This window comes from Paenibacillus sp. AK002, assembly GCF_053903045.1.
Genome location: NZ_CP096377.1, coordinates 1,318,841 through 1,331,862, shown reverse-complemented (window position 1 = coordinate 1,331,862; position 13,022 = coordinate 1,318,841). Strand labels below are relative to the sequence as shown.

Sequence of the window (13,022 nt, the reverse complement as noted above, 5' to 3'; positions counted from 1 at the left end):
GCCTCCCCTTGGAGGAGAGTCAACATGAACATGGATCCCGTATTTTTCGAATCTCTCGAATCGCTTTTCTCAAGAAAATATGATTTTTGCTGATTATTTTGCTAGAATGGTCCATTATGCACTCAGTTCAACAGATAGGATGTTATAGGAAACGATGAAAAGGAAATGGTTCAAATACGCCATGCTCTTATTATCCGTTGGAATCTTGGGGATTATCTCGTACTATACCTACGCTATCATACAATTCTCAAACCAAATCTCGACCGCTTCGAATCCGGTGAAGCCAACGGGCAGCACGGGGGCCGCACAGGAAGAGGTCATTGAAATCCCGAAGTGGGAGGGCAAAGAACGCGTCAATATTCTTCTAATCGGAGGAGACTCCCGGGGAGACGATGCCGGAAGATCCGATACCATGCTGGTGGCCTCCATCGATCCCGTTACGAAAAGCGCCCATTTGTTCTCGATTTTGCGGGACACCTACGTGGACATCCCCGGTCATGGCAAAGGAAGGCTGAATTCGGCTTTTGCTTACGGTGGCATCGAGCTGACCAGACAGACCATCAGCGATTTGTTGGACCTGCCCATACATAAATATGTTTACACCGATTTTGTCGGATTCATCGCCCTGGTCGACGCCATCGGCGGGGTCGACATTGAAGTAGAGAAAGACATGTACTACACAAGCAAAGCCGACAAGCACATGTACGACATCGATTTAAAACAAGGGCTGCAGCATCTCGACGGCAAAATGGCGCTGCAGTACGTCCGATTCCGGCACGATGCGAGGTCCGACTTTGCCCGTACCGAAAGACAACGGATTCTCATGACGGAAGTCGCCAAGAAAATGCAGACCACGAGCTCGCTCATCAAGCTGCCCGGCATTCTGGATTCGATCGCGCCTTATATCGAGACGGACTTAAGCCCGAAGGAAATGCTGAAGCTGATGGCGCTCGGGTTTGACGTGAACCTGGACAAAGTCGATCAGCAGCAGATCCCGCCGTTCTCGCTGTTGACCAACGAGAAGGTCGGACGGGCCCAGGTGCTCGGCGTGGATAAAAACAAATTGCAGCAGTACGTGAAGGAATTGTTCGAAAGCGATGCCGCTGAATAAAGCCAGCAAGCAAACAAAAGAGGGCGTATGCCCTCTTTTTTTCGGCTAGACCGTCCGCGGACGCTCGTGCAGCAGCTCCGACGGAGCGCTGCCTGTGAACCGCTTATAGATTCTGTAAAAATAGGAGAGGTCCTGATAGCCGAGAAATACTGCAATTTCCTGTACCGTCAGCTGCGATTCCGTCAGCAAATACGCTGCGCGTTTCATCCGCTGGGCGTGCACGTACTGGCTAATCGTCTGTCCCGTGACGCTCTTGAAGAGCGCCGCAGCGTAATTGGGCGTTTTGCCGATGGCATCGCCGAGCTCCTCTTTCGTTATTCTCTCCCGGTAATGCCGCTCAATGTAAGATTTCATCCGTTCCGCATGCAAGTGCTTCTCGGGCGTGATAACGCCCCGATCCAGCTCTCGGCTGATATAAATCAACACTTCTGTCAATAATGCTTCTATCATCATTGCATAATAAGACGGGCGCTCCCGCCACTGCTGGTGGATCGCCTTCAAACGTTCGTGGATCAATTCGTAACAGCCCGGTTTATGCTTCAACGCTTCTTCCCGTTCAAGCGCGGACAAAGCCGTGGACGGCTCTCCCGTCCATTGAACGACCATTTGCGTGTGCGTCACGGTAGGGATGCTTTTGCCGTAATACGGAACGCCGGCCGGAATAAGCAGCAGTTCCCCCTTCTCCATAATCTGCTTATCTCCATTCACCCAATATACGCATTTTCCATAGGTCGCCACGGTTAGACGCCATGCGCTCTTTCCATGGTCTGCTTCCTCATACCAATCGACGCCGCTAATTTGCCGAACTTCAACCGGAGTGACCATAATTTCACCTCATATGCATTACTATAATCCATTCATTGTACTATAGTTCATATCATGATTCGACAAGACAGGCTACAATGTGATCATTAGGGTAGCTCATGGGCTTTACATTTCTAGAAGCCCGAGTGCTGCAACATTGCCGCAGGGTGCAAATACAAAGGAGGAACAACCAATCATGCTTAAGACAAAAATCATCTGTACGATGGGGCCTGCATGCGATTCCATCGAGCTGTTAAAAAATATGATTCAGGAGGGGATGACGGTCGCCCGATTGAATATGGCACATGGCGAGCCGGAGGATCACGTGGCCCGGATTCGGAATGTTCGCCAGGCCGCATCCGAATTAAACACGTATGTCCCGATCATGATGGACATTAAAGGTCCCGAAGTCCGGATCGGCAAGCTGAAAGAGGCTTCCTGCCTTCTGAAACCCGGTGAGGAACTGATCCTGACGACCGAAGAAATTCTGGGAGACGCCCAGCGCATCTCGGTCAATTATGCCGAGCTGAATCTAGTCGTGAAACCGGGAGACCGCATCTTGATCGATGATGGCCTCGTAGACCTGAACGTCATTCGCGTCGACGGACCGGACATTCTTTGCAAAATCGTCAGCGGCGGCGTGCTCAAGCCGCGCAAAGGCGTCAACCTGCCCGGCATCAAAACGACGCTTCCCGGCGTCACCGAGCGTGACGTCATGCATATCGGCTTCGGACTGGACAACGACATTGAGATCATTGCCGCATCTTTTGTGCGCCATGGCGACAACATCCGCGAAATCCGCAGCATCCTGAAGGAACGCGGCGCGGAGCATGTGCAGATCATCTCCAAGATCGAAAACGGAGAGGGCATGGAGAACCTGGACGACATCATTGAAGCCTCCGACGGGATCATGGTTGCCCGCGGCGACCTTGGCGTCGAAGTGCCAATCGAAGAAGTGCCGATGATGCAGAAAGAAATGATCGATAAATGCAATCTGGCGGGCAAGCCGGTTATCGTGGCAACGCATATGCTGGAATCGATGCAGGTCAATCCCCGCCCTACCCGCTCCGAGGTGAGCGACGTGGCTAACGCCGTTATCCAGGGCGCAGACGTGGTCATGCTGTCAGGGGAATCCGCCGCTGGCAAATATCCGGTGGAATCCGTGCGTACGATGGCGGCAGTCGCCCGCCGCGCCGAGACGATGATCGATTATAAGGACCAGTTCGCTTTCAAATCACGACAACAAGTAGCCGATATTACCGAGGTCATCAGCCAAGGCGCGGTCAGCTCTTCCCTCGTGCTGAATGCCAAAGCCATCATTACGTCAACGGAGAGCGGATTTACGGCGCGGATGATTTCGAAATATCGTCCGGAAGCACCGATCATCGCCGTCACGCAGCATGAAGAAGTGCTGGCTAAAATCTGCCTGCTCTCCGGCGTCATCCCGGTAAAAGGCGACAAGGTCACCACAACGGACGAAATGTTCGAGTCCGCGACCCGCAACGCCATCAAGACAGGCTACATCGAAAAAGGCGACATTATCGTATTGTCTGCCGGCGTTCCGATCGGTCAATCCGGCAACACGAATCTGATTAAGGTTCTGCAAGTATAACGAAAAACACAAACTAGACCTCTCCGATGATTTAAGCAGCGCCAATCCGACCTTCTGGGCATATAACGAACTCAGAGGAATAAGCTCGTAAGGAAGGCGCTGCCCGTTTCGGGTGAACCGAACACGTTACCGGAGGTCTTGCCAGAATGTATATACCTTATCATCCTATGGGGATGCAGCAGCAGGCTGCCCTTCCCCATGCGAGGAAAGCTCATCACCCAACAAGTCCTTACCAAATGCTGTTCCACTGGAACCGCTTGGACTGGAACTTTCCGAATGCTGCGATGAAGCAGCGGTTCGAGCTGCATCAATACTGGAAGCACTGCATGCCTGCAGGCGTCAAAGTGGACCGACAGGGGCGTTTCTATGTCTCGGTTCCGCGCTGGGCGGAAGGCGTTCCCGCCACGCTCAACACCATCGTGATGGTGAACGGCAAGCCGGTGCTGAATGCTTTTCCAAGCTGGGAGTGGAATACGCCGGGAGATGTGCGAGCGCTGCAATCCGTCCTGGGTTACGAGATCGATGAACATAACCGGATGTGGATTCTGGATCAAGGAAAAATCGCGTATAATACCTCGCCCGAAGGCTCGCAAAAGCTGGTTATCTGGGACCTGAGCGCAAATCGCCTGATCGACTCCATCGTCATCCCGGATGATATTGCACCGCCCCGGACATCGTTCCTGAACGATATCGTGGTGGATAACCGAAACGGTTACGCTTATATCACCGATTCGGGCTCCGGCTGGCCGGATCACGAGGTATACGGCGGCATCATCGTCTACAATATGAGAGCGAAGAGATTCCGCCGGGTCCTGGACAGCCATTACAGCACGCAGGACGTGCCAAGGTTCCGGTTCGAGATCGATACGGAGCCGGTCTACCGCAACAAGCCGGTCCGGATCGGCGCGGACGGCATCGCCCTGTCGGCGGATCGCGAAACGCTCTTCTACTGCCAGGTAACCGGACGCAATCTGTATGCGATCGATACGGGGCTGCTGCGTAATTTCGATACCCCCGATCCGCTCATTCGGAATTCCGTTCAAGCTCTGGGCAGCAAAGGGACGACGACCGACGGCATGCATGCCGATAATCGAGGCCATGTCTTCTACACCATGCTGGAAGGCAAAGGCATCGGTTATTATTCACCCTGCACGCGCTCATTTCACAAGCTGCTGTCCGATGACCGAATGCTGTGGGTGGACGGGGTGGCTTTCGATCAGCGCGGCTCGATCATCTTCAACAACAACCGCCTGCACCGCATGTTCGAGGAGCCGCAGAACATCGACTGGGACGATCCTTACAATCTGATTATATGGAGAGCCTACATCGGCCGGGATGTGAAGTCGTATTTATATGGTTGACGGTTATGAAAAAGGGTTAGGCAGTTCGGGCTTTCAAGCCCTCTGCCTAACCCTTTTCGTATCATAACTGCAATGCCTGGCCGCAGCGGCCGCAGTACCGCGTCCCTGCAGGCGACACGGTGCCGCAACCCTCGCAGGTTAAAGACGGCGGGGCGGTGCCCGGTCCTTCGGAACCGCTGCGCTTCGAATCGGAGCCGACCGCTTGCCGGAGCCGTTCCTCTACCTGCTGGGCGGGATTGACGGCCCGATGCATCGCCCTTTCCTCCTTCGTGCCTTGACGAATGAGCGAAAAGAGCAGCGCGATGCCGATGCCCCCGACCATGACCATGCCGACCATTTTCCACAAGCCCGCCGCATATGGATAGTCCCAAGCCGCATGCAGCAGGATGCTGATCAGCAGTAGGGCAGCCATCCTCAGGAGCCGATGCGCGGTCGAGCCCCGTTTGGCGGATTTCCCCAGGCCATACCACAGTCCGGCTGCGGCAATGGCCGTCCAGGTGCCGTGCCCGAACGGGGACAGCAGCGCCCGGACCCACAGCACAGCCAGCATCCCCGAAGTCGCATGCTGCTGCAGATACATGAAGCCGTACAGAATGCTCTCAACCGCGGCAAAGCCCATGCCTGCCGCAGCTCCGAATACTACGGCATCCATCAGGAAACGCTGCTTGCGCCCGCGGAGAAAGAAAAAGCATACGAGCAGCTTGGCAATTTCTTCGATAACGCCGATCAGAAGCGCTGCCTGCACATGCTCGATGGTCGTTGTCTCCAGACCGCTGCCGACGGACCAGAAGCGTTCCAGCACCCACGCAACCGGCACGGCGATGATGCCGGAAGCCGCGAATACGGCTGCCAGCCGAATGGGCTTGAATCCGAGCAGCTGGGAGCTGCGCATATAAGCAACAAACGAAACCGGTCCAACGAATCCGCCGGATATCAAAGCGGCATATATCCATACCGGCTGTTTCAGCCAAATGGCTAGCCCTGTGAACGCAACGAAAATGCCGCCAAGCGCCAGCAGCACATCCATCCAGCGATCTTTTTTGGGAGGGGCCGGAATGACGGCTTCTAGGGTCGCGGCAGCCTCGACTTCAGCTTCCGGCGCCTGCTCAGTCTCCGTGAATTGCAGCTTCGCCGATACCTCTTCATTGAGAAGTTCGGGCTTTCGAATCCGCAGCACCTCATGAAATTGCCGCCTGACCGGTTCGTACTGCTGCAGGACGAAATGAAACTCATCCCTGCCCATCACCATCAGCTCGCCGTTCTCAAGCGCCGTCACCGTGCCCGTATGGGCTTCGCCGCTGAGCAGGTCCATCTCGCCGAAATAATCCCCGGGCTTATAGACCGCCTTCTTCCGGCGCCCGCTGCGCACCTCGAACCGTCCTTCGGCAATCATATAGAAACGGTCCGCCATGGTGCCTTCCGCGACAATGACGTCCCCTTTGTATACTTTCCGCCTGACCGTGACTTCGGCAAGACCGCGCAGCTCCGCGTTCGGAATCGCGGCCCAGATCGTCGCCTTGCTCAGCATCGCATGCATCGTGCGGATTCGGGCCGAGAACGACAGGCTCTCGTGAAACATCGGGCTTGCCGCGGCAAGCCGGCTGAACGCGTTCTGCTCCAGCCGCAATGCCGTTACTTCGCCGATCGCCTGGGCACCCGAAGTCCTTTTTTCCTCAAGAAACAGGGAGACCTCACCGATCAATGCGCCTTCGCCCAGAACGTCCAGCGTCACCGTGTGGCCGATCAGATTCCTCGAAACGATCTGAACCTGCCCGCTCATGATGAAATAACAGGAATTGCCGTAGCTTCCCTCTACGATCAGCGGGTCCCCGTCATGAAACAGCTCCTCATGCATGGACTGGACGGCACCTTCCAATTCATGCAGCGGCACCCCGCGAAACAGCGTATGATTACGCAAAAACTCCATGGCCTTCGTCGTCATCTGCAATCTCTCCATAGACGAAAAGAATCCGCCCGACGGCAGATTCCTCTCTATTCATTATGTACGACTCTATTATCGCATATTTCCGATGATGCTGCTGCGTGATTCTTCCATTTTCTTAATAAAATTCGTCATGACGTCAAAGGCTTCATTGCGCTTGTTGGTCATCGACTGCAGACGGAGCATGTCCATTTGCTGGGAGTTCGATAAGCTGTCGATCGATCCCTTCAGCTTCTCTGTTGCTTGATTGAGCTCTTCTGCCGTATATTCCTTCTTGGATGCATCTGCGATGCCTTCCGCTGCCAGCTTGCCGGCAAGATCGTCCGGTATCGAATATTTGCCGTCCACTGCTTCTCCGGTCAAAGCGCTGTTAATGCCTGCCATGGCGTCGTTCTTCTTGGCGATTTCCTCGTTCCGCTTCTGCACGTCCTGAATCTGGTTGTTAAGCTGCGCATCCAGCATCTGTGTCCGCTGCTGCTGCACGACCATCAGTGCGCTCTCAATATCCATGCTGGACAGATCGATCTGTGCGACGTTGCCGATCCCGCCAATGGAATTGTTCGTTGCGCTTCCTCCTACGGCCTGCTTGACCGACTGGTAAGCCTGGTCGTTCATCATGATGCCCGTGCCGGCCACTACCCCGACCAGAAGAGACGCGGCCGTGGATAAAATCATTTTTCGATTCATCGTTTCAACTCCATTCCTCTAATTCTTTGTGCCTAGTACGAAAATCATAGCAAATGCATGAACGGCGAACAAAGCAATATTTACCATATCTCGACAATTTATATAGAATTGAAGGGATTTTTTTCGCTTCCGCCCGCTCGCTGCTTGTCCGATGCGATCTATGGGGATGAAATCGGCTGATGCCGCCTTGAAGCCGCGACAAAAAACCACACCGTGCCCGATGTGGTTTTCCTGGTTCGATTAGCCCACTAAAGCCGTTCGGTTGCTAGCAACCAGCATCCAAGCTGCGCGTCATGGCTCGTGCGGTTACCACGGTTCCTTGAACCCCTGCCTATCCTGCTCGCAATCGCGCAGCAGCTTCGTGCGAAGCCCCTCATACCAAGAGGGGACATCGGCCAACTCGCTGTCCTCCAGGGATCGCAGCACTCTGGCAAAACCGTACAGACGGCTGAATCTTTGAAATCTTGAAAACTCTGCCTCCAGCTCGTGATCCAGGCTTCGGATCGAGCGATACCCTTTCAGGAATGCCTGCTTGGCATGCTCCGACTCGGCATCGGCAAGAGCCGTGACGATATCCGCCGCATACCAATGGTACATGGCATCGTCGAAATCGATCACGCGGAATGAACCTTCCTTCGCTTCATAAAAGATGTTATCCAGCTGGAAGTCATAGTGGATCAAGCCGTACGTCTGTCTCGACGCCGGCAGGAACTGCAGCCATAGACTGACCCGATGAAGCTCATCCATAGCATCCTGCTCCCCGGGATGCCGCCGCAGCACCTGATCGATCAAACGCAGGATGTCCTCCGCGCTTCTTCGCCTTACGGCTCCAGGTTCATATCGGCTGGACAGCGTATGCAGCCTTGCGAGCGATTTCCCCCAGTCCCTGCATTGGGACACGGTGAGATTGTCATGCAGAGCAATCCCTCCTGCGGCGCGAAACACGACGCCGTGATACTGCCCCTCCGGTTCCTGAATCGTCTCGATCCATTTCCCGTTCACGGAAGAAATCGGCGCGACGCAAGGGTATTCGTGCTTAAGCAAATACTGCATGAATTCCACCTCGGCCGTCAGCTGCTGGGCCGCATGTTCTTGCTCGAAATTAAACCGGAGGAAATAACGCTCTCCATCGTGGTTAAACACATACACGAAGTTGGAGCTGGCCCGCCAAAATTTCAGCGTTCCCTCATCAAACTCCCAGTTGCGGATCAGCTCGCGGGCGGCCTTGTCGCCAGCAAGTCCGCGAACCATCGTCGTTAACTTCATCATTTGCCTTTTTCCTCCCGCTACAGCATGAGAGGATTTAAACCTCGACTTATCCTAAGCAACAAGCCCTCTCATCATCTGTATCCCATTGTGAATATGAATCGTATTCAACAACGTCACTCCTTTCCGCACATGGACGCAAGTATTGGGTCTTGCCCAATCCTATTCTAACGGAGCTGCCAGCCATGCGGGTGGGAGAGAACGGGTATAGATGAAGTTTACGGCACGATCCTTCTCCCCCGCCTTCTTCCTTAGATAATCTTTTGAATGCGAACGCCAGAATCAGGCTCATGACGATATACATCAACACTTTGGAAGCTGGGCTATACGGGGAGAGCAGTATCCCTGCCAGAAAAAACAAATTCACTACAAGGTACAGCAGTTTGATTATCATAAGATGACCTCCATCCGTTCCCTACTCAAACAGCCCGGCGAATTCACCATAGCCTTCCCGGACCAGCGCTTCCTCCGGTATAAAACGCAGCGCCCCGGAGTTCACCTGATAATGCAGGCCGCCCGGCTGGGGCCCGTCATGATACAGATGTCCCAGGTAAGAGCCGGACAATCTGCCGTAGAGCGCGGTGCGTACCTTGCCGCCGCGGAGATCCCCCTTTTTGCTGATAAATCCTTCGTTCAGCGGCTTCCTAAAAGCCGGCAATCCCGTACCAGCATCATATTGATCGGTCGAGCTGAATAGAGGGTCGCCGTTCACCACGTCCGCGTAAATCCCCCGGCTTGCGTGATTCCAATACGGATTATCGTAGGCTGGCTCGTCCAAGCCTTCTTGCGTCACCGCGTATTGGATTGCGGTAAGACGCCTGCGCAGCTCATCCTGGTCCTCTTTCCGCCTCCAATGCCGCTTCGCAAAAGAATCCCGGCCGGAACCCTCATAATATCGGTTATAGTCGTACCGGTGGGTATTATAGTAGTTCTGATGGACATCCTCCGCGGGATAAAAGGGACCCGCCGGCAGGAGCGGCGTCACGATCTTCCCCTTGAACCGGCCGCTAAGCTGCAGGCTGCGCTTGGAGGCTTCCGCATGCTCGCGCTGCTCTTCGCCATGCACGAAAATCGCCGACCGGTAAGATGCCCCGCGGTCCATGAACTGGCCTTCCGCATCCGTTGGATCAATCAAGCGCCAATAGATGTCCAGCAGCCGTGAGTATGGAAACACATCCGGATTAAACCGGATTTGCACGGCTTCGTAATGCCCCGTCGTTTCCGTTCCTACTTCTTCGTAGGTCGGATTCTCCGTATGGCCGCCCGTGTAGCCGGAAACCAGGGAAAGGATGCCGGGCAGCTCGTCAAACGGCTTCACCATGCACCAAAAACAACCGCCGGCAAATGTCGCCAATGAGGTCTTGCCGCTTCCATGCTTCAAGGCTATCGCTCCTTTCATCCATCGTTGTCGGTTTCATGTTGATATTAGTGTAGCCTTGAGGACGCAATGGCAGCAAGTTTCATAGGATTTAATTGGTGTAATCGGCGATTTCTCCTCCAAGATCGAGCCAGGAGTGAGAAAGCAACCCGCTTAGGCGCAGGCCTTAGGAGGGGGTTGCTTTCGTCGTTTATCGAGGTACGCCGGCCATTTTATTCTTCAACCGTTCCATAGGCGTCCTCCACAGGCCGCTCCAAGCTGCAGCTGGCACCCTGCTGCATACGGATGGAGTAGCCATGGCCTCTGGGGGATATCGTGGTACTCGTCAGAGTTACCTCTCCCAACTGTTTTTCCTCTATGAGGACAAGTGCCGCACGGGACCAGACCCTGCACTCGCCAGCCCTATCTGCCCGAATCTTCACCTCGCTCAATTCGCCTTCCTCCCAGCGCATGTCGACAACATAGCCGCCGCGGGCCCGCAGCCCCTTCACCTCGCCGCTATTCCACTGCGGGGGCAGGGCGGGGAGCAGCCTTAACTCTCCCATATGCGACTGCAGCAGCATTTCGGCAACGCCGGCAATCCCGCCGAAATTGCCATCGATTTGAAAAGGCGGGTGGCAATCCAGCAGATTCGGATAAGTCGAGGAAGACAGCAAATTCACGAGATGCTCATGCGCTTCCGCTCCGCGCTGCAGCCTGGCGTAATAATTGATGATCCAGGCGCGGCTCCAGCCCGTGTGGCCGCCGCCATGCGCAAGCCGCCGCTCCAAGGTCTTGCAAGCCGCCTCGGCAAGCTCCGGCGTCCGGGCAGGATCAATCTGCTCTCCCGGATACAGGGCGAACAACTGCGAGATATGCCGGTGCCCTGGGTCAGCCTCCTCGTAATCGTTCAGCCATTCCATGATCCCTCCATGGCGTCCAATCTGCGGTGCCGGAATTTCCTCCAGCGCCGTTTGAAGCTCCCCTAAGAAGGCAGGCTCATCTCCGACGAGATGGCCGGCCTCCAGGCAGGCACGGAATAAAGCCGTCGCAATCTGCCCGTCCATGGCCGGCCCCATGCAGAGGCTGCCGACGGCTCCGTTCGAAAGCACGAATCGGTTTTCCGGCGAAACGGAAGGGCCGGTCATCCGTCTCCCTACCTCATCCACGGTCATATAATCCAGCAGGAATTCTGCCGCTTCCTTCATGACCGGATACGCCCGCTCCCGCAGGAAATCCGCATCGCCGCCAAACCGGTAATGCTCCCACAGATGAAGGCACAGCCACGCGGCTCCCATCGGCCATACGGTACAGGTCATCAATATCCCTTCGGGCCGGGTTTCTCCCCAAAGATTCGTATTATGATGCGCCGCGAAACCGCGGCAGCCATACATCTCCCGAGCCGTATCGCGGCCATTAGGGAGCATCCGGTCAATCAGGTCGAACAACGGCTCGTGGCACTCCGCCAAGCCCAACAGCTCTGCCGGCCAATAGTTCATCTGAATGTTCACATTGATCGTATACTTGGACTCCCAAGGCGGGGTGAAGCTGTCATTCCATATGCCTTGCAGGTTCGCAGCAAGAGATTCGGGCCTGGAACAGGAGATGAGCAGGTATCGCCCGTACTGCACGTATAACGCGATCAATTCGGGGTCGCTATTTTCCGCGGAAGCACCTTCCGTCTTCACTCTATCCTTCAGCAAATTCAGCCGCCGATCGGTGGGCAGGGACGGCTGGTCGTCTTCTATTCCATTAGGATATTCGACTCGATCCGAAGCGCGGATTACCTCTGTCCCATTCGAAAAGGAAGTTCCACTATCGACACATTCCGTCCTGCCCGCCCCGTTCTTGCCTGTGCCGAGCGTTAGGGAGAACCGTTCAAACTTCTCCCGATACTCCGCCTGATGACGGTTTACCAGCTGCTCGTACGACATGCCTGCCGCACGATCCAGCTGTTCCAGACAGACCTGGACCGGCTGCCGGCATCGAAAGGAAGTTTGGGCTGACAGCAGCAGCGTAACGGAATCCGCTCCTTCTACCGAGAGAAAATCACCGATGGCTCGAACGGCTCCTCCCACAGCGGCAGCGCGCAGCGCCATGCCAAAGGAAATGCCGTCCGCACCGCACTCTCCCTCCATCAGCAGGGTGTCATGACGCAATGATGCCGTCCCCCCATCAAACGGACGGCGCATCAGGTTCGCCGCAAACGTCAGCGCCCCCGGCCTGTCGGCAGACAGGCGAATGACCAGCACGCCATCCGGCGCACTGGCAAAATACTGCCTGCGATACCGGATGCCCCGGGACGAATAGAATACGGTCACCATCGACCGCTCCAGATCCAGCTCTCGTTCATAATGCTCCACCGTTTCCTCCCCATCCAGGAATTTGAGCAGCAGATCGCCCAGCGGCTGGTACGGCTGCTCGTATTTCGGGGAGGACGTCATCGCCATTCGGGCTAAATGCTCGGCCTCGGCTTGTCGCCCATCGAAGAGCATCTGCCTGATCTCGCTCAAATACCGAGAGGCGTTAGGATTGCCTCCTCTCCCCGGACCTCCATACCAGAGAGAATCTTCATTTAGCTGCACGCGTTCAAGCGAAGGCTTGCCAAAGACCATGCCTCCCAGGCGACCGTTCCCGATCGGCAAAGCTTCATTCCACTCGGCTGCCGGGGAATCGTACCACAACCGCAAGCCCCGATTTGCGGAGATGTCAGACCGCCGCGCAGCGGTTCCATCTGTCCCCCCCACCCCGGGCTGCCCCGCAAACTCACGACCTGCCTGATGCCCTTCAAGAGAATTCTCGGCATTACTTCCTGTTGTCTCCCTCTCCATAATCCAACACGTCTCCTTCTTCAAGAAAAAGGGGATGCTCAGCGTTTTCCC

At 55.4% G+C, this 13,022-nt stretch carries 10 protein-coding genes; 3 read left to right on the top strand and 7 right to left on the bottom strand.

Annotated elements, in window-relative coordinates; all coding sequences use genetic code 11:
- Positions 1-154 precede the first annotated feature (154 nt).
- Positions 155-1,111 carry an LCP family protein gene (locus M1D70_RS05675; protein ID WP_009594405.1) on the top strand — a complete coding sequence of 319 codons (957 nt, stop codon included), beginning with the start codon at positions 155-157 and terminating at the stop codon, positions 1,109-1,111.
- Positions 1,112-1,156: 45 nt separating this feature from the next.
- Here M1D70_RS05675 and M1D70_RS05670 read toward each other — a convergent pair whose 3' ends face one another.
- Positions 1,157-1,936, bottom strand: a complete 780-nt coding sequence (locus M1D70_RS05670) for an AraC family transcriptional regulator (RefSeq protein WP_456289390.1) — start codon at positions 1,934-1,936, stop codon at positions 1,157-1,159.
- A 175-nt stretch (positions 1,937-2,111) separates the two neighbouring features.
- Here M1D70_RS05670 and pyk point away from each other — a divergent pair, with 175 nt between their 5' ends.
- Both pyk and M1D70_RS05660 read left to right on the top strand, forming a co-directional pair.
- Positions 2,112-3,527, top strand: coding sequence for a pyruvate kinase (gene pyk, locus M1D70_RS05665; protein ID WP_009594353.1), 1,416 nt, complete (start codon positions 2,112-2,114; stop codon positions 3,525-3,527).
- A 146-nt stretch (positions 3,528-3,673) separates the two neighbouring features.
- Entirely contained in the window at positions 3,674-4,888 is a 1,215-nt protein-coding gene (locus tag M1D70_RS05660; RefSeq protein WP_456289389.1) for an L-dopachrome tautomerase-related protein, read from the top strand.
- A 61-nt stretch (positions 4,889-4,949) separates the two neighbouring features.
- On the opposite strand, the gene M1D70_RS05655 is transcribed toward M1D70_RS05660, so the two are convergent.
- The 6 genes from M1D70_RS05655 to M1D70_RS05630 all read right to left on the bottom strand — a co-directional run bounded on the left by M1D70_RS05655 (position 4,950) and on the right by M1D70_RS05630 (position 12,971).
- The gene (locus M1D70_RS05655) at positions 4,950-6,845 is read right to left on the bottom strand and encodes a cyclic nucleotide-binding domain-containing protein (protein ID WP_456289388.1); all 1,896 of its coding nucleotides are present in this window, start codon (positions 6,843-6,845) and stop codon (positions 4,950-4,952) included.
- A 57-nt stretch (positions 6,846-6,902) separates the two neighbouring features.
- Positions 6,903-7,517, bottom strand: a complete 615-nt coding sequence (locus M1D70_RS05650) for a hypothetical protein (RefSeq protein WP_009594390.1) — start codon at positions 7,515-7,517, stop codon at positions 6,903-6,905.
- A 306-nt stretch (positions 7,518-7,823) separates the two neighbouring features.
- Complete coding sequence (locus tag M1D70_RS05645; protein ID WP_456289387.1) at positions 7,824-8,786, bottom strand: phosphotransferase enzyme family protein; 963 nt, start codon at positions 8,784-8,786, stop codon at positions 7,824-7,826.
- 46 nt (positions 8,787-8,832) lie between these two features.
- Positions 8,833-9,177 carry a hypothetical protein gene (locus M1D70_RS05640; RefSeq protein ID WP_456289386.1) on the bottom strand — a complete coding sequence of 115 codons (345 nt, stop codon included), beginning with the start codon at positions 9,175-9,177 and terminating at the stop codon, positions 8,833-8,835.
- 21 nt (positions 9,178-9,198) lie between these two features.
- The gene (gene msrA, locus M1D70_RS05635) at positions 9,199-10,164 is read right to left on the bottom strand and encodes a peptide-methionine (S)-S-oxide reductase MsrA (protein ID WP_456289385.1); all 966 of its coding nucleotides are present in this window, start codon (positions 10,162-10,164) and stop codon (positions 9,199-9,201) included.
- Between the two features lie 209 nt (positions 10,165-10,373).
- Positions 10,374-12,971 (bottom strand): glycoside hydrolase family 95 protein, encoded by a 2,598-nt coding sequence (locus M1D70_RS05630; RefSeq protein WP_456289384.1) that lies wholly within the window; start codon positions 12,969-12,971, stop codon positions 10,374-10,376.
- Positions 12,972-13,022 lie beyond the last annotated feature (51 nt).

Bases quoted from the DNA above. Each gene is read 5' to 3' on its own strand.
- M1D70_RS05675 (WP_009594405.1), top strand. From the start codon at position 155: ATGAAAAGGAAATGGTTCAAATACGCCATGCTCTTATTATCCGTTGGA.
- M1D70_RS05670 (WP_456289390.1), bottom strand. From the start codon at position 1,936: ATGGTCACTCCGGTTGAAGTTCGGCAAATTAGCGGCGTCGATTGGTAT.
- pyk (WP_009594353.1), top strand. From the start codon at position 2,112: ATGCTTAAGACAAAAATCATCTGTACGATGGGGCCTGCATGCGATTCC.
- M1D70_RS05660 (WP_456289389.1), top strand. From the start codon at position 3,674: ATGTATATACCTTATCATCCTATGGGGATGCAGCAGCAGGCTGCCCTT.
- M1D70_RS05655 (WP_456289388.1), bottom strand. From the start codon at position 6,845: ATGGAGAGATTGCAGATGACGACGAAGGCCATGGAGTTTTTGCGTAAT.
- M1D70_RS05650 (WP_009594390.1), bottom strand. From the start codon at position 7,517: ATGAATCGAAAAATGATTTTATCCACGGCCGCGTCTCTTCTGGTCGGG.
- M1D70_RS05645 (WP_456289387.1), bottom strand. From the start codon at position 8,786: ATGATGAAGTTAACGACGATGGTTCGCGGACTTGCTGGCGACAAGGCC.
- M1D70_RS05640 (WP_456289386.1), bottom strand. From the start codon at position 9,177: ATGATAATCAAACTGCTGTACCTTGTAGTGAATTTGTTTTTTCTGGCA.
- M1D70_RS05630 (WP_456289384.1), bottom strand. From the start codon at position 12,971: ATGGAGAGGGAGACAACAGGAAGTAATGCCGAGAATTCTCTTGAAGGG.